This is a genomic window from Pseudarthrobacter sp. YAF2 (genome assembly GCF_052113345.1).
Classification (GTDB): Bacteria; Actinomycetota; Actinomycetes; order Actinomycetales; family Micrococcaceae; genus Arthrobacter.
Genome location: NZ_JBFRDA010000005.1, coordinates 37,246 through 53,950, shown reverse-complemented (window position 1 = coordinate 53,950; position 16,705 = coordinate 37,246). Strand labels below are relative to the sequence as shown.

Genomic DNA, 16,705 nt, shown 5'->3' with positions numbered 1-16,705 from the left:
GTTCTAAAAGCGGCCCTCTCTAACCCCGGCGCCTCTTCCAATACCGCTGCGTGCGACGGCGTCGTGAGTGGGCCGAGATCCTAGTGTGAACCCAGCCCGAAGGCGCCGCTGCCCTCAAGCTGCGCCCCGGCAATTTGATCCGCTACCTGACACGTAGGGCCCGTGCAGACGACTTTGGACATTTCGTGCAGACGACTTCGGAAAATGACACCGAAAAAAGTCGAAAAGCACTCATATCGTTGGTCAAAACTGGTTTTCAAAATGAAAGCTGGTCAAAACCTGCGATGGAGGCTTTTTGACGTGTCGGGCAACGTAATTGGGTACGCGAGGGTTAGCACCCGAGGGCAGTCGCTGGATTCGCAAGTGGATGCGCTCGTCGCTACGGGGGCCGTGCGTGTGTTTCAGGAGTACGCCTCTGGGGCCACCCAAGCAAGGACGCGGTGGAAGGAATGCCTGGACTACCTGCAGCCCGGGAATGTCCTGACCGTTGCTGATCTAACCAGGCTGGGCCGCAGTACGGCTGACTTGGCCGACATTGTGACCGTACTGGGACAGCGGGGGATAGGGTTCCGTTCTCTCGCTGAACCGTGGCTAGACACTACCAACGCCCATGGAAAGCTCATCTTTGATATGTTCGCCTCGCTTGCCGAGTACGAACGATCACGGTTGTCTGAACGGACAAAGGCCGGCCTGGTTGCGGCGAAGGCGCGTGGTCGCCTTGGCGGCCGCCCTCGAACCATGACCCCGTCCAAGACAGAGGCAGCCCGGCAGCTGCGCAGCCAGGGTAAAACCCTGAAGGAGACGGCCCAGATACTCAGCGTCAGTGTTTCCTCACTGACCCGAGCTCTTAGCCGAAATGACGCCCCAGAAGTCGCAAATGCTGCTGCGTAGCGCTCTTTGAGTTTTGGAATAGCGTTCGCGACCCCGCCAGCCGCAGAGGAGACGCCCTTAATGCCTGATTCGGGCCGTGAGACTTAGGACCGGACACGCACCCTGGCCGGCACTCTGACCTGTTGCGTCAGCAGTTGATGAAGATCTGCCTGAACAAGATGCTGGTCTTCAAGGGTTACGGCCAAAGCGTAGGACTGCCTCTCATAGTCGGGGTTGGATCGCGCCCAGGTTTGGGCTTTGTGGGTGACCACAATGAAAAACGTTTCATCGTCGTCCGTGAAGGAATTGCGTGCAGCCCATTGCCGCACCTGCAACGTGCTGTTCGTGAAGGAATTGCTCCCTGGGGTCATCTTTAGCCTGCGCTTGTCCTTGATGAGGTCCATCGCATCATCCGGATCCTGCTTAATCAGCATTTCAGCCAGTTCATCTGGATCGATGTTTCGGTATATATCCAATTTCATTGACGAGGCCAGATACTCGCGCCGTTGTCTTCTTACCGGAGGATCGAAGGCAAGCGCGACAGTTATCGTTCGTTCCCCTCCGCTCCCGCGTCTGAATATTTCGGGAAGTGGCAGAGGATGAATCTGTACCGTGTCGATCGGCATGGCGCCGTCGTATGTCATGGTCGTTCTCTTCGCTTCGCTATCGATGGAACGGCGGCTGGACGGCCGCCCGTTTCCGTACATGCCCTTGCGGCGATGTAGGTCCCCAATTGTTGAAGCGGGTGCTGTGGGAGCAGCTCCTGACACGAGAAGTGCCCGAATGAGGTTTGCTGAGGAGTCCGAGTACGCGTGAGCAATATCAGCTGCCACACGAGCTACTGCGGGTGCAGCGAAGCTTGTTCCGATGACCGATGCGAATAGCCTCCCGTCACCACTTCGGTAGGACGGGGTGACCATCCCTGTTCCGGGGTCGTTACGCACGACGTAGCCGGAGTCGTTGATGACTAGGTTGCCACCGTAGTGAGAAACATCTGGCTTATTCATGCGCTTTACCGCGGTACCGAGCCCTGGTCCAGTCCGGCTGAAGCACGAGAGTTCGTCCTCAACCGAGACGGCCTGCCACCCATACCTGTTCGGTATCTCGGCAGGAGCGCCGCTCAATGCCATCGAGCCGACAGTTACGGCGAGAGCAGCCGGACCGGGCTCTGCCAGCCGGTGCTCCGGAGAGAAGAAGTACTCGGGCTTGTCGTGCAGTACGTGGTGGCCGCTGTCAGTTCGTCCGTCCATGGTTGTACCTATGTTGCCGGTGGGAACGACTATGACGATGTTGAGTTCCCTGACCAAGTCGTCAATGGTCTCGGTCAGCGGACCAACGTGAAGGTCGTCAAATGGCTCTGCGTAGCCTACTGACAGGTTGAAGATTCTGACACCATAAGTGTCGTGAAGATGCCGTATGGCTTGGCTGACGATTTCGTGCGGGAAATCGTAACCCGCGAACTTAGGTGGTGAATCGGCACGGTGCGGATCCGGCTCCAGTATCCGGACCACGCGGACAGCACCTACAGCTGTTATCGGACGAAGCTCTCGTATTTCCTCCGCCAGGTTCGGGTATAGAACGCGACCAACAACTTCTGTGCCATGATGGCCCTGCATCTGCCACTGGTATCCGTCAGGAGCGAGTGAATCCACAGACTGGACCAGCCCTGCCAGTAAGGGGTGTGCAGTAGCGGGGGCGTCGTCCAGGACACCCACCGTGGCGCTCGATTCTTTGGAGAGAATGAGTTCGTCAAGGGACAGGTTCCTCCACTCTCGAAAGTCCAAGAAGGGTACCGGGGGTGTTCTGACCACTTCAACGAAGCTAATTTCCAGTAAGTCTTGCAATCCCCGTTCATCAACTTCAACGCGCAGAAAGTTCCTTCTGGCCGAGGTGGAGCGCAACAGAACGCGCCCTTGAGAAGACGCAAGGACGCTCTCCACTGTGCTAGCCCTCTGAACGGCCTCGGCATGGGTGCTGGCAGCCCAAAGGGCAACATCGACGACGATTGTTCCGCTGAAACCGGTCAGCTCTCGGACACCGGCTCCTCGCCGATCATCCGGACCGTAGGGTTCGATGTCATTCACGGCATTGAAGAACGAGTGAAGTGCCCCTCGACTGGAATAGTTCGAGATAGCCCCCGATAGCGCCGTACCGTTGTCTTCCGACATGACGAAGTAGGTGTAATCAACGGTTTCGCCGAGAATCTGAAGGCCGCGGCCTTCAAACCCACTGTCTGTAGGTCTGGACGCAGCTCGGATCTTGAAAACGAGGCCAGGGTCTATCCCTTTATCGATTCGTCGCGGTGCTCCTACGACTTGGGACAGTTGGGCCTTCAAATGATTTCCGTGCTGTCCCCATTGCCGTTTGGGGCCCCCACCTCCGCTTCCGGATGCTCGCCGTGATGGAAGCCGACGCGGGTCGGGCAGTAGGAGATGATCTGGCATTGGTTCCTAACTCACCAAGGGCGGGATACTACGGCGGAAAGCACGGCATCGAAGTCCTGGGGGCCTACGGCCTCGGCGTTCCTAAGCAGTGCTTCACGGCGTGCATCAGCAATTAGTTTGTCAACGGCGGCGTGGGGAAGCCCCTTCAGTGCACTCGCGTATTGATCAACGTCAACGGTGGAATGGGCAAAGTTCCGGAGGCGCAGCCGAATGAGTCTGCGAATTTCATGCACCGTTGGTTTTCTGAAGGTGAGGACTTCGTCAAAGCGGCGCCAAAGTGCCTGATCTAACAAGCCAGAGTGATTGGTGGCTGCAAGAAGGAGGCTCGGCCCCCTGTATCTATCGGTCATCTGCAAGAAAGCTGTGACGACCCGCTTCATCTCTCCGTGTTCCGATTGGTCATCACGGGAGCGTCCCAAGGCGTCGAACTCATCAAAGAGAACTACGAACGGGGCTTGATCTGCGTAGTCAAGTATGCGTCGCAGGTTACTGGCCGTCTCTCCCAAATAGGAAGAAACAACGGCATCCAGCCTGACCAAGAGGAACGGACGACCTAATTCTGCCGCCAACGCTTCTGCAGCGGTTGTCTTGCCGCAGCCAGGCGGGCCCTCAAGGAGGATGCGCTGCCGACGACCGATCCCGGCTGCATCGAGGGAAGGCCATTGCCGCACTTCCTTGCTAAGGCCGTCGAGTGTCTTGACGACTTTGGCATCAAGAATGAGGTCTTCAAGAAGCCGCTCAGGCTCTTTCACCTCACCAAGGTCCCATTCGCCCTCACGATCCTTGGGTGGCGAAGGGACAATTACCGTGGCTCCCGAGTCGATGGAGCCCCCGCCGGAGATAAGAAGCCTCTGGAGATCTCGCGCCAATGCGTTGTGATGCTTGGCTTGCTCTTCTTCAATAATTTCAGTTGCGGCACGACGAAACGCCAGCTCATCACGAGCATGGAACGCTTTGAATATCTCTTTCAAATGTCGGCCGGCCATCCCCCCATCGTAGCCTTGCGCTAGCTGATCTTCGGGCGCCTCACGGGAGTATAGAAAGGCAGACCGCACACATCGCGACCCTCACGCTGTTCGTCGACACCGTGACACAAAGTCCTCGCAGGAACCATCGCACAACTACCTTTGAACCACCAGGACGTATTTGGCAGCCAGCTCCAGCACTGGCGCAAGTTCAGCGAGAGGACCTCATGGATGCCATAGTTTTTTCCTCTTTGGGGGAGTGGTTGGAGCCTATGTCCTGGGTAGCAGGAGTGCTAGCTCTTCTTATTGCGTTGCCCCCCGTCTTTAGGCAGGTACGTAAAAGTCTTGGGAAGAAGCGAGATCTTCGAAAAAACCTGAGCCAACTTCCGTTAGGCACTCCAAGAAAGCGGGTCTATGACCTACTAGGGGATCCGGTTAGGGCCGCAGAGCTCAGTAGGACAAGCTTTGCTACCTCTGACGGTCGAAATGAGTTCTTTGAGTTTCCGGATGTAGATGTGCAAGTGATCTTTGAGGGCGATGTACTCGAGGTTCTGTCGGTCCGCACGAAGAGCTCCAAGTACCCCGTGTCTCTTAGAGGGCGGGGCGCTGTTTTCCCGTACAGCTTGTCCGCCGGAACCTCGAAGTTCAGCGACATTCCCCTGCGTGAAGTCACCCACTGTGAGCTGGTCTGCGGGGCAAGGGCTTACATGAACTGGTACCTAGAGCTTCGCCCAGGACGTAGCGAATCGGACCCAAACGTATGGCTGTATGGCTGGAGGCCTACAGGCGCAGGAGAAATGGACCAGTCGCTATTACCCACATGGTTCGAGGGTGCGCACACAATGCCATGTGAGAAGTTAACTGCACACCAAAGAAACGAACTTGAAGCCTTTCGAGCGAGCCTCACGATCAATTCTGTTGTTGCACTGCGCTACGAGAGCGATGCCCAGCGTTTCCATCTGTCTGGCCTCTTCTAGGCAACCCCCAGAAGTTTGACCGGTCGGTGACGGTAGCCCGCTGTCAGTGCTTGGAGCGTCATATGAGTCCGGCAGATCTAACAACCCTCAGCCGACTCCCATCCATTCAGCTGAGTACACCTAGCCGGCGCGCCCGTGTACCAGCTCTTGATGGGCCCCTGCCGAGCGGCTCATGCGCATGCTCGCGCAGGAAGCGGAGATAACAAACGATTTGCTCATGCAGCGCGGTACTCGTCCTTGTCGCTGTTGAAAAGCAGGAACGGGTCGATGAAGACCGGGAGGTCGGAGACGACCGAGATGTCGAACGTCCCCGAGTCCTTGAGCACCTGAGGGTCTACGTACGAACCGATCGCTGAAGTAGACGCCACCCGGGTCAGCGATCCACTGAGCCCCCCTGCTCAACCACGCTTGACTAGACGCTGCAGCGGCTTGTCGTAGACGTAGGCGGTGATCTCGCCGGACATAATCATTGCGACGGCCTTGTTGATGGTCTCCAATGGCACCACGAACCACTCCGAGGGGTCGTAGTCGCGTCCGTTCCGGTCGACCTGCGTCAGGTCCAGACGCACTTCGGCGAACACGCGGTGCAAGAGGTGCTCCAGCCAGGACGCACGCACGTTGTAGAGCCGGTAGTCCGCCAGCACCTTCACGGGTGCCATCAGGTAGGTTGGCGAATTCACCGCGTTTCTAATGCGGGTCTCGACGTTGGTCGTGGAGAAGCCGATCTTGTGGAGGTCCTTCATCCCCGCGACAACAGGATCCTCGCTGAGCGACTGCAGCACGTAGATATGACCACTCTCCACGTCCGCGTCGAGGATTTCGGTGGCATCGTGGCGTGTCCGCGCCAAGACCTGGCCCTGCGCCTCGTACATGCGGGTCATGAGGCTCTGCTTGTACATCGCCGACTCAGTGCCGTTTTCAAAGACGACGCGCAGGCGCTGCTTCTGCCTGGGCTTGCCACCGACAATCAGGTCCACGTCCTCGCCTACCTCAGCCACGAAGCACATGACGCCGTTCAGCACGAAAAACGCACCCTTGCGAATGAGATCCATGCCAGTAAAAGGCACCAGCTTGTACGTGCCCTGGGCCAGCTCGGCGTGCTTCGCCTTGAACAGCGGCTCGAACAGGTCGAAGTCTTCGGCCTTCACCCGCTGAGCGACTGAGTCCGGGGACTCGGGACGTTTGATCACGGGTAGATCCGACACATCGAGGATGCCGCTCTCGTCGCCCAGTAGATCGTCTAGATCGTCGCTCTCGAGAAGCTCGTCCAGCGACGCGGGAGCTGTCTCTACAGCCAGCAGCTCGAACTCCTTGTCGAGGTGTCGGAGCGCCGCGATCTTCTCGTCGTTGGCGAGGATGCCCTCGAGGCGGGCCCCGAGCTTTCGCTCGGCGATGTTCCGCGTTGCTGAGCTCGGTAGGCGCTCGTGCTTCCGACGGAACTCTACAATCTCCAGGAACGCCCGCTCGAGCCGGTCGGACGAGGTGATCTTCTTGGGCTTCTCGGGCGCGTCGAGCAGCCCGTCGAGGTCGTTGTCGATGAGATCCTGCAGGGAGGATGGTACCGCTTCCAGGATGTCGTCGTTCTCGCTCATTCGTCCGTCACCATTTCAGCCGCGCGCTTCTGGGCTTCGAGCTTCTGCTTGGCCCGCTGGAGCCACAGCAGCGCGTCCGCGTACCGTTTCTCGGTCGGGTCTTCGGCCCGCGAGTCCGGGCGTCGACCGCTGACCTTAATCCAGTTCTTGATCCGGGGGACGAGTGAGAGGGCCTCCTCCTCGGTGAACTCTACGCGGGTGGCCGTGATCTGGTCCTGGATGATCCGGAGTACCGAGGGAGTCACTGATTTGGACATGACCTCGAAAGCGCGCTGGAAGGGGTTCACCGAGTCGATGAGGTTGATGGTGAGCTCGTCGATGTTGACGAACTTCTCGGCCATCTTGATGAACCGTTTGTCTCCGACTTCGCGTACCTCACCGTTCTTGACCACCGAGTCCACGACGACCTGCTGCCGGACCTCCTCGACCTGCGAGTCTGTGAGGTCCGGGTACTTTTCACGGATGATCTTCGGGATCAGGACCTTGTTGGCGGTCTCTGCGTCGATTGAGCCCGCTGCTGCGCGTGCGAAGGTGTCGTCTTGCAAGATCGTAGCTTTCAGGTCGTTCAGGTCGGTCTCGACGATCTGCTTGACACGCTCCGTGGAGGGCTCCTTGAAGCCCTTGATTTTCAGCTGACCGGGAATTTTCGAGTCGTCCCCATCGAACTTCTTTGTTTTGAAGGTGAAGTTCTGGGCGAGCACCTGCTCCATAAGCAACGATGCCGTGATGGCCTTCAGCATGTTGTTCACCGAGACCTTCACCTCACCTTGGGAGGCGTCGGGCTCTGCAATCAGGTTCGTAAACTGGGCATGCTCCTTGCCGGGGCTGTCGCGGGTGACGCGGCCGATGATCTGGATGACTTCGGTCAGCGAGGCACGGTAGCCGACGGTCAGGGCGTGCTCGGCGAAAGGCCAGTCGAAGCCTTCCTTGGCCATGCCCAGGGCGATGATGATGTCCACAGCGTCGCGCTCTTTGGAGGCGACATGGGAGAGATAGTGGAGCGTGTCAGCACGCTTCTTCTGGTCAGTGTCATCCACGAGATCAGCGACGCGAAGAATCTCACCGGTGTCCTTGTGGCGAATGCTGATGATTCCGGTATCGGGGTCGGTGTCTTCGACGTGGCCGATCGCATCGATGATGAACCCGACTTCTTCGATCTTGTCCTTGGTGGACTCCCCGGAGTTGACGTTCGGAATATGAACGATGGTCTTCTTGTCTAGGTGCAGGACCTCACCGATCGCATCGGTATAGCGACCTTGGTAGAAGTGATGCCCGATGCCGAGCGAGTGCAAGTGCTCATAACCGTTGAGCTGGTCGTAGTAGTTGAACGTGACCGGTGTGAACCGTGCCTCGTCTTCAGCAGACAGAACCGGCACTGAGTCTCCGCGAAAGTACGAACCGGTCATTGCGACGATGTGCACGTCTGAGCCGTTCATAACTTCACGCAGGAGCGCGCCGAGGCGGTTGGCTTCAGTGTCAGCGGAGACATGGTGGAATTCATCGATCGCCAGCACGGTGCCGTTGAACGCCTCCGGAGCGAGCTTTTCAAAGGCGAACCGCAGCGTCGCATGCGTGCAGACGAGTGTGGCGTCAGGGCCTTTGAGAAAGTCGATGAAGTCTCCGACTTTGCCCTGCGAGGAACCGGCGTCACAGAGGTTGTGCTCGTCTTTAATCTCCCAGTCTGCGAAGAATCCATGCGCGGTGAGCTTTGTCGAGGAGAAAGAGGCTCCGATGGATCGCTCGGGGACGGCGACGATGACCTTTTTCCGGCCCTGGTTATAGAGCTTGTCGAGCGCAACAAACATCAGCGCACGCGATTTGCCTGATGCCGGCGGTGCCTTGACCAGAAGGTGCTGGGCATCTCGTTTTGCGAAGACTCGCTGCTGCATTTCGCGCATGCCCAGGGCGTCGGTATTGACGGACGCCTTGGTGCGGGCATAAGTCACGTCGACGATGTTTATCGGTTTGTTCACTTTTTCTTACTTCCCTTTGTGGCCTCGGTGGCGGTCATCTCCTCATATATCCCGAAGAGGTCTGACAATCTTTGCTCGTCGGTTTCGTAGCCACGTTTGGAGTAGATCGAGTCGACCAAAGAGTCGACTTCCGCATGCGCCTGACGCAGGTCGTCCGGCATCAGGTCAGGGTCGTACAGCTCAGCGAGCGTCCGTTCGCAGTGATACTCGCGCACGTCCAATATTCGAAGTGCCGCAACGGTGAGCTGCTCCGTTGCGGCATCAGTGATCGGCGGGACCGGGAAGTTGTTGTAGACGATCGTATTTGAGTAGCGATAGTCGGTCTTCATGCGTCCGCCGACCGCGCGTGTCCATGTCATGTGCATCGCAGAGGTCAACAGCGCGAAGACCCATGGCTCGGCGTCGAAGACCGCGAACGCAAGGTTAGAGACGATGGTGTCAGGGGCGAGGTAGCCGATCGGAATATATGGACGTCGCTCAGAGGAGACACTAGGGACAATGATCGAATTCGTTGGCTTGTAACGTACTTCTCCGAACCGATGGGCTACGGCTGCCAGCTTCTTCGTTGACTCTCGCTGGCTGTTTTCTCGATGTTCCCGCACCCTTTCAATCCGCCGGGCGATGTCCGGATTCTTTCGAGCGAGTTCGATGTCCGATGACTCGATCCAAAGTGCGAATCGGTCAGCGTTCGCGATGAACTCGCTCGCGCCCATGAAGTTCTTTACAAATCGAACCGCAGTGGGATCGGATTCGATTAGGCGGTCGCGCTCATCCGAGGTCAAGATCAGTGCGCCCCCATCGTTGGGCATGCTCCCAAAGGACATTGGAGCAAGTGCCGACAACGGCTTGGTTCGCTTCGTGACGAAGACATTATCGCCATCGGCGAGGTAGCCGTTGATGTTGCTCGCCGCGATCTGCAGATCGTCGGTGTAGAGATACTTTGGTCCGGATCGTGCCATCCGGAGCCCGATAACTGCGACCGTGACGCCGGCGTTGCGCTTGGCGTTGTTCTCCCATTTGAAGGATGTATAGGCGAAGCCGATTTCAATGTCCTTGGCGAAGATTATCGGGAACATCAGGCCCACGTGCTCACCCTGAGAGACCGAATTCGTGGTGACGAAGGCGAGCTCGGCTCGGCTGCCTTCGATGTAGTCCGAACCCTTGACGAACCAGAGTGCGATGTAATCCAGGTTCTTCGAGTATGGGCGTCGGCCGAAGACAAAGTCATAGTCCGCCTTCTGAGCCTTCGTCTGCGTCTTGGAACCTGCGTAGGGCGGGTTTCCGATCAGATAAATTTCGCCTCCATCGTTCGGGCAGACGTAATTCCAATCAACACGCGTGGCGTTACCTGCTTGGATTTGGCCGGTTTCCTTCAGTGGGATCAGGGGGATGGAAATGTTGAATTTGTCCTTGAACTCAGAGTTCATTTGGTGCTTGGCAATCCAGAGAGAGAGGATCGCTACTTCGACTGCGAAATCGTCGATCTCCAGTCCGTAGAAGTTCTCGATGTTGATCTTCGATTCGGCGTACAGCATCTGGTGCTTCGGATCGATCTCAAACAGTCGCTCCAGGATCGCGTGCTCCAGACGGCGCAATTCCTTGTAGGCAATGATGAGGAAGTTGCCGGACCCGCAAGCAGGGTCGAAAACCTTGATGGCGCTGATTCGCTCGAGCAGTGCTTCCAGCTTCTTGACGGAATCAAACCCTGCATCGAGCTGTTCTTTCAAGCCGTCCAGGAACAAAGGTTCGATGGTCTTGAGGATGTTCGGCACAGAGGTGTAGTGCTGACCCAGGTCGCTGCGCTTCCCCGGCGTGACGATCGCCTGGAACATCGAGCCGAAAATGTCTGGGTTAATGTCGCGCCAGATCAGAGAGCCCGACTCAATCAGCAGGTCGCGGGCCTTTTTGGTGAACTGCGGGACCACATGCTCTGGTGCCATCGTGAACAGTCGGCCGTTGACGTACGGAAACTGCGTCAGGTGCATAGGTTTTTTGCCGGCGTCTTCAGTATCCAAGGCCCTGAAGACCTCAGTGAGGAACTCAGCAACGTCTGAACCGTCGGGCTGGGTATGGGAGCCGACTGCGTTGGTGAACGCTCCCTCTTCGAAGATGCCGGTATCTTCTGCGAAGAAGCAGAACAGGAGCCTAGTGAAGAAGACGTTGAGCGCATGGCGTCCGTGCGCCATGTCAAACATTTCGGGGTTCGCCACAAGCAGCTCGTCGAAAAGTTTGCCCATCCGTTCGGCAGCTTTGACGTCCGCGTGTGCCTCGGCGACGTATTGAGCTTTCTCCATGCCGGCCCAGGGCAGGAAAAATGTGAAGTGCTGGTCGATGTCCCGGATCGGGATCATCAGGTTCTCGCCGGTCTTCGTGTCGATGGCCAGTAGTTCGGTGTAGTCGGTGACGATCACGAAGCGGGTGTTGTACCGGACGACAAGCGGTGATGTCTTCAGCTCGTCGATGACCGCTAGAGGATCCCCGGTCGTCTCCTTGAAGTAGACGACGTTCTTCTGCGCGACCTCAGATTCGGGGTCATGGGCAACGTTGAGGGAACCGTTGCGTAGGCGGGTCACGTTGCCTTGGGGCTTGCCGTAAGCCAGCAGCAGGCCAAAAATGAAGTCGCGATCATAAGATTCACGGTTTCCGAGTGGGGCGACGCGCTCCTCGACAGCTTTTAGGTTGAGCTTCACCATGGAAGGTCTTCTTCTCTCACAAACGTGGTCCCAGCAAGGTTCACCGATAGCCACGGCTCACAAGTGGTACTCAAATCATCGGCAGGCTAGCAAGTGTCTGCCTGCCGAGACATTATCAGGGACTGTGCGGTGGGACGGTGAGCCCGAACGGCTGCGTGCGTACTCGAACTCTAAGAGATGCCTTTGACGGTTCACGTGGAGCAGTAATGCTCACAGCCCGGGATGGGGGAATTTTTCGCTGCTGTGCCCACAACTGAGCCTTCCCACCCCGTGCTGGAAAAACCTACGCATGTTCAGTGGTATGAGGCAGATTGAAGGCCCCCGTCATCGGGCCACAAGGAACCGACGAATCGTGAGCGACGCCATGACAGGCCTTGCGAAAGCACTTCTCCAAGCGGTAGTTCGAGAGATGGGACGCCAACTGATGGATCTATTCTCTTGAAGCAGTAGGAACGTCGGATCCGGTTGTTGGTAAGGTAGTGCCACACCCCCAGTTGGCTTCGGCCGCTGGTTAGAAGGCCCCGAGCAATCGGGGCCTTCGGAATTTAAGAGCCTCCTTACGCTTCAGCTGCCCGGTGCTACACAGTTCGCAGCCTGGTATCAGCCTTCGGTGACGGATTCAAGCAGCCACTGCTCCGAGAGGGGTTCGCGGCGAAGTTCAAAGGTCCGCAGGGGCGAGTCCGACCCGCCGAGCCGAACCTGTACACGCCAGTGTTCGATGTCTACGACGTTCCCGACGCCTACGGGGACGCTTCGGCGGGTTTCCCACCATGAGTCTCTGGTGAACCAGTGGACAGGTTCTTCGGTGACGGCCCAGATGCGTCCGTCGTTGCGGACGGCCAGGGGAGTGCCAGCCTTGGTGAACCGGACATCCACTGGGGTGTTGAGGGTGGGGGCTTCTGGGGTGATGGTCATGTGCTTGGTGTCTTCCTGGGCGGTGCAGAGGGCGGGTCAGGCGGCTTTGACGAGGGGGAGTTCGTCCCAGTGGGTGGTGTATCTGGGGGAGAGCATGTCGCGTTTCATGGTCCAATCCGGCCCGCCGCGGATCCCGCCGTGACCCAGGCCGATCGAGCCGCGGCCGTATCGTCGGGTGACGTCCTCCAGGAGGCTGCCGATGTGCCGTTCCTCGTGCGGGTTCTCGAACAGTGACAGGGGAGCCTGATTCCCGGTTGGGCGCAGGTCGGTGACCATGATCCCGGCGCGGGCGTACCGGACGCCCTCGACGATTCGGGGCAGGAGGGCGTGGCCGGCTTTGGTCAGGATCACGGGGTCGGCGGTCGGCATCGGCAACGGCACGCAGACCGAGGGGTAGGAGGTGTCGTTGGGGTTGAAGTGTGAGGTTCCGGCGAACGCGGTGAGGACTTTGGCCTGCAGGCCGTGTTTGGCCAACCGCGCCGAGGCTTGTTGGCCGTAGACGCTCATGACCTGCCGGATCCCCGCGGCGGTGGTGATGGGTTTGGCGAAGGAGCGGGAGAAGATCAGTTGGTCCCGGCCGATCCGTTCCTCTTCCATGGGAATGCAGGGCGTTCCCTGCAGTTCCAGGACGGTCCGCATCACGACGACGTTGAACTTGTCCCGGATCGCGACCGGGTCGGCCCGGACCAGGTCGGCGATGGTGAAGATGCCCATCACGTTCAGCCGCCTGGTCAGCCTCCCGGCAATGCCCCACACTTCCTCCACGGACAGCCGGCCCAGCAACGCCTCCCGCTCAGCGGAGGGGACGGAGTCCCAGTGGCACACCCCGGCGAAGGCCTTGTTGTTCTTCGCCCACTTGTTGGCCAGCTTCGCCAGCGTCTTCGTCGGCGCTATCCCGACACAGACGGGCACACCGACGTTCCGCCGGACCGCGGCCTTCATGGACCGGCCCAATGCCAGCAGCTCGGTGGGGGTGCCTTTGACGCCGAGGAAGGCTTCGTCGATGCTGTAGACCTCCAGCCAGGCCGAGTACCGGCCGAGCAGTTCCATCACGCGGGCGCTGATGTCGCCATAGAGTTCGTAGTTGCTGGACAGCGCGACCAGGCCCCATTCCTTCGCCCGGGGGGCGAGCTTGAACCACGGGTCGCCCATGCCGATGCCGAGGGCTTTGGCCTCGGGGGAGCGGGTGACCGCGCAGCCGTCGTTGTTGGACAGCACGATCACGGGCTTGCCTTCCAGTGAAGGGTCGAACGCCCGCTCCGCGGATGCGTAGAAGCAGTTCACGTCCACGTGAGCGATCTGCGGCATGTGCCGCATCAGCGCCGGTTTAGACATGATGCAAACACCTGGTGGCCACGCCCCAGATGGTCAGGTCCGATAGTGCCGGGACCTGGATGTCCGGGTATGCGGGGTTTTCCGCCTGCAGCACTACCCCTGTCGGGGTGATGCGCAGCCGCTTGATGGTCAGTTCCCCGTCCAGGACCGCGATGACCACACACCCGTCGTGCGGTTCCAGCGCCCGGTTCACGATCAGCTCATCGCCGTCGCTGATCCCGGCACCTTCCATGGATTCCCCGGACACCCGTACCACGTAGGTGCTGGTGATGTCCTTAATCAGGTGCGCGTTCAGGTCGATCCGGCCATCGAAGTAGTCCTGAGCCGGCGACGGGAAGCCCGCCGCAACCGGCACCGGGGATACCAGCACCGATAGTAGGGAGACACCCGCGTCTATCACGCGGGGACCGACAATAACGCCCACGACACACCTTTATTCGAATATATGTTCGAGTTAATCAGTGTGCGCGTCGGGGCTGACAATGGGTGTTCTTTGACCAATCGCACCCCTGGAACCGGAGCGGGTTATGCCCATTGTGGGCAGGTGGAGACCGGAGGATGAATCTCAAAGCTGTCCACACTGGGCATAGCCCGCCGCGGCGCCGTCGTCAGCGGTGCCTGTTGTTCAGTTCCGGGGGAACCTTGACCTCCGCAGGGTCCAGCTCCGGCCTGACACGCTTCCAAGTGAGGGGGGGCCGAAAGGACGTGTCGGACCAGGCGACGTCGGCTGATACCTCGACCACGACTGGTTCGACCAGTGTCAGCCGCACCGGGCCTTTGTCCTTGCTGAATCTGTTCAGGGAGGACTCGCTGATCTTTTCGGGCCAGGGGTGCCCGGGTCCGGCCGGGTGGAGGTGCCGGCCCAGCTCACGCCCGGCCATCGTGGACAGGACGGTGGAGCGGCCGACAATCTTCAGTTCGCCGCCGATCCCTTCGCGCTGACGTAGTTCGGTGTAAAGCTCCCCGAAGCCGATCCCTTAGCGCCCCGGTGGTGGGCGCTCTGAATTAGTGCTCTTTCAAGCACGCCGTTAGACGATCGGCTTCCGCGGGGAGCGGGAAAGCGGCTGACGCTTCGACCTTGCCGGTAATTCAAACCCGATGCTCAGTGCCCTCGAGGTCACTCTAATGGAGGCTCCGTCTCCGTCAGATCGACGCATTGCTCTGGCTGCGGAGTCGTGGCATGGGCCGAACCCGCGGGGGGACGGATGACGTGCTGGATTGCGCCATTGCTTGTAGATGTCCGATTGATGTGACCCATGAGTTGCGGGTGCATCCATGAGGCTTCGGTCCGCCGGGCGCTTGGTAGGTTTCTGTGCGGAGGTCCACCCGTAACTCGAATACCGCAAGCCAATGGCGACAATGCCTGACACAAGCAAAAGGCTCAAACAGTTCACCCTTACAGCTGACAGCTTCTTCGGGGCTAGATAACCGGTGGCAACTGTTCTGCGAGGGCGGCAGCTGCGTCTGGCAGGATTCGGGTGAGTTCCTTGCCTTGTTTGGACCACAGCGTCACCGTGCCGCCGTCGTTAAAGGCGGTAGTGCGGCATGTTAACTGCACCTTATGTTGGTCTCTTGGAAACCCGCGTCAGGAAGGCTGGAACCTGTGACACGCAAAATGGGCAGGGTGATGAAGTCAGATGCTGGTCTTCCGTACAGGCTGATTTTCCCGGACACGGAACACCTGGCTGTTTCATCGTTCCTGCGTGACCTTTCTGCTTCCGACTGTTCTCCTGCCACATTGCGCAGTTACGCCTACGACTTGTTGCGCTGGTTCCGGTTTCTTCATGACCGGTTCGTGCCTTGGGAACGGGCTGAACGACTCGATGTCCGGGCGTTGGTGGAAAACATGCGCGCTTCCCCCACGGCTAACACTTTGCGAAGGGGGAACGATCAGACCGTCACTACCAACACCGTGACGCGAAAGCGAGGACCAGGGACCACGTTCTCAGCCAATTCCATCAATCATCAGCTCACGGTTTTATCCAGCTTTTACGACTTCGCCCTCGAGATGAATTTGGGTCCACTGGTTAATCCGGTGCCCCGGCAGCGGGGCTCGGGGGCAAGGGCTTACGCGCACCACAATCCAATGGAGCAGTTTCGGCCGAGCCGGCGGGGGACCTATCGGCAACGTGTTCCAAAACCAGCCTGGCGGGGAATCCCGGACGCGGCTATGGCGTCTATCTTCAACGGGCTGACGAGTCATCGGGACAGGGCCATGTTGTCCTTTTGGCTTAGCAGCGGTGCCCGCGCGGAGGAGCTGCTGGGCTTGTGCCACGGGGATTACGACTTCGGAGAACACACGCTGGTGGTGACGAGCAAGGGAACCCGCAACCGCGACCTCATTCCTGCCAGCGCTGATGCTTTCGTGTGGTTGGCGCTGTACATGCGCGAAGGTCAGCCGGCCTCCCCCGGGGACCGCGTCTGGTGGACGCTGCACCCCAAGAACCGGCGCCCGCTTGAGTACGCGGCCGCGCGGCAGATGTTCGCCAGAGCGCAGAAAAAGTTGGGCTCGAACTGGACCCTTCACGATCTCCGGCACACGGCCGCGGAACGGATGATCGCCGATCCAGCCTTCACTCTTGTCGATGTGCAAACCGTGCTTCGCCACGTAAACGTCACGACCACAACCATCTACACCCAGCCCCGGATGGAGGACGTGTTGCAGAAAGTCCTGGAGCACTACGCCAGACCTCCGCAAGAGGCGCCGGGCATCGAACCGGAGTACGACGACGCGGCGTTGCGCGAACTGCTGGGATTGCCGGAATGAGGGGCGAAGCCGTCACGCAGGACCTCCGGTCCCCGGCCCAGATCTCCGCAGCCCAGACCTCTGCCCGGGTCAAGGAGTTGCGGCTGCAGGCGGACAGTACTTTTACGGCACGGAATAAGGCAATGCCCCGTCCAGCGTACGACGCCGGCATTCTGGGTCCGCAGGACGAACATT

13 protein-coding genes are annotated in these 16,705 nt (G+C 59.1%); 3 read left to right on the top strand and 10 right to left on the bottom strand.

Annotated elements, in window-relative coordinates; all coding sequences use genetic code 11:
- Positions 1-300: 300 nt before the first annotated feature.
- Complete coding sequence (locus AB4Y79_RS06870) at positions 301-891, top strand: recombinase family protein (RefSeq protein WP_441860224.1); 591 nt, start codon at positions 301-303, stop codon at positions 889-891.
- 83 nt (positions 892-974) lie between these two features.
- On the opposite strand, the gene AB4Y79_RS06865 is transcribed toward AB4Y79_RS06870, so the two are convergent.
- Together AB4Y79_RS06865 and AB4Y79_RS06860 are read right to left on the bottom strand one after the other, a co-directional pair.
- Positions 975-3,206 carry a S8 family peptidase gene (locus AB4Y79_RS06865; protein WP_441859969.1) on the bottom strand — a complete coding sequence of 744 codons (2,232 nt, stop codon included), beginning with the start codon at positions 3,204-3,206 and terminating at the stop codon, positions 975-977.
- Positions 3,207-3,325: 119 nt separating this feature from the next.
- The gene (locus AB4Y79_RS06860; protein WP_441859967.1) at positions 3,326-4,300 is read right to left on the bottom strand and encodes an AAA family ATPase; all 975 of its coding nucleotides are present in this window, start codon (positions 4,298-4,300) and stop codon (positions 3,326-3,328) included.
- Between the two features lie 206 nt (positions 4,301-4,506).
- On the opposite strand from AB4Y79_RS06860, the gene AB4Y79_RS06855 reads away from it, so the two are divergent.
- On the top strand, positions 4,507-5,256 hold the full coding sequence (locus AB4Y79_RS06855; protein ID WP_441859965.1) for a hypothetical protein: 750 nt from the start codon (positions 4,507-4,509) through the stop codon (positions 5,254-5,256).
- Between the two features lie 215 nt (positions 5,257-5,471).
- Here the strand turns inward: AB4Y79_RS06855 and AB4Y79_RS06850 are convergent, their stop codons facing one another.
- The 8 genes from AB4Y79_RS06850 to AB4Y79_RS06815 form a co-directional block, all read right to left on the bottom strand.
- A complete protein-coding gene (locus AB4Y79_RS06850) occupies positions 5,472-5,624 on the bottom strand; it encodes a hypothetical protein (protein WP_441859963.1) in 153 nt (50 codons plus the stop codon).
- A 30-nt stretch (positions 5,625-5,654) separates the two neighbouring features.
- Positions 5,655-6,848, bottom strand: a complete 1,194-nt coding sequence (locus tag AB4Y79_RS06845) for a GIY-YIG nuclease family protein (RefSeq protein ID WP_441859961.1) — start codon at positions 6,846-6,848, stop codon at positions 5,655-5,657.
- Positions 6,845-8,821, bottom strand: coding sequence for a DEAD/DEAH box helicase (locus AB4Y79_RS06840; RefSeq protein WP_441859959.1), 1,977 nt, complete (start codon positions 8,819-8,821; stop codon positions 6,845-6,847). The genes AB4Y79_RS06845 and AB4Y79_RS06840 overlap by 4 nt, the downstream gene beginning before the upstream one ends.
- Positions 8,818-11,514, bottom strand: a complete 2,697-nt coding sequence (locus AB4Y79_RS06835; RefSeq protein ID WP_441859957.1) for a DNA methyltransferase — start codon at positions 11,512-11,514, stop codon at positions 8,818-8,820. The genes AB4Y79_RS06840 and AB4Y79_RS06835 overlap by 4 nt, the downstream gene beginning before the upstream one ends.
- Before the next feature lie 600 nt (positions 11,515-12,114).
- Positions 12,115-12,429, bottom strand: a complete 315-nt coding sequence (locus tag AB4Y79_RS06830) for a hypothetical protein (RefSeq protein WP_441859955.1) — start codon at positions 12,427-12,429, stop codon at positions 12,115-12,117.
- Positions 12,430-12,465: 36 nt separating this feature from the next.
- The gene (locus AB4Y79_RS06825; RefSeq protein ID WP_441859953.1) at positions 12,466-13,764 is read right to left on the bottom strand and encodes a Y-family DNA polymerase; all 1,299 of its coding nucleotides are present in this window, start codon (positions 13,762-13,764) and stop codon (positions 12,466-12,468) included.
- Positions 13,757-14,188, bottom strand: coding sequence for a LexA family protein (locus AB4Y79_RS06820; RefSeq protein WP_223917588.1), 432 nt, complete (start codon positions 14,186-14,188; stop codon positions 13,757-13,759). Before AB4Y79_RS06820 ends, AB4Y79_RS06825 begins: the two co-directional genes overlap by 8 nt.
- Before the next feature lie 184 nt (positions 14,189-14,372).
- Positions 14,373-14,645, bottom strand: coding sequence for a hypothetical protein (locus AB4Y79_RS06815; protein ID WP_441859951.1), 273 nt, complete (start codon positions 14,643-14,645; stop codon positions 14,373-14,375).
- A 722-nt stretch (positions 14,646-15,367) separates the two neighbouring features.
- Here AB4Y79_RS06815 and AB4Y79_RS06810 point away from each other — a divergent pair.
- Positions 15,368-16,531 carry a tyrosine-type recombinase/integrase gene (locus AB4Y79_RS06810; RefSeq protein WP_441859949.1) on the top strand — a complete coding sequence of 388 codons (1,164 nt, stop codon included), beginning with the start codon at positions 15,368-15,370 and terminating at the stop codon, positions 16,529-16,531.
- Positions 16,532-16,705: the final 174 nt, after the last annotated feature.

Coding starts and splice junctions, on each gene's coding strand:
- AB4Y79_RS06860 (WP_441859967.1), bottom strand. CDS start 4,300: ATGGCCGGCCGACATTTGAAAGAGATATTCAAAGCGTTCCATGCTCGT.
- AB4Y79_RS06855 (WP_441859965.1), top strand. CDS start 4,507: ATGGATGCCATAGTTTTTTCCTCTTTGGGGGAGTGGTTGGAGCCTATG.
- AB4Y79_RS06845 (WP_441859961.1), bottom strand. CDS start 6,848: ATGAGCGAGAACGACGACATCCTGGAAGCGGTACCATCCTCCCTGCAG.
- AB4Y79_RS06835 (WP_441859957.1), bottom strand. CDS start 11,514: ATGGTGAAGCTCAACCTAAAAGCTGTCGAGGAGCGCGTCGCCCCACTC.
- AB4Y79_RS06830 (WP_441859955.1), bottom strand. CDS start 12,429: ATGACCATCACCCCAGAAGCCCCCACCCTCAACACCCCAGTGGATGTC.
- AB4Y79_RS06825 (WP_441859953.1), bottom strand. CDS start 13,764: ATGTCTAAACCGGCGCTGATGCGGCACATGCCGCAGATCGCTCACGTG.
- AB4Y79_RS06815 (WP_441859951.1), bottom strand. CDS start 14,645: ATGGCCGGGCGTGAGCTGGGCCGGCACCTCCACCCGGCCGGACCCGGG.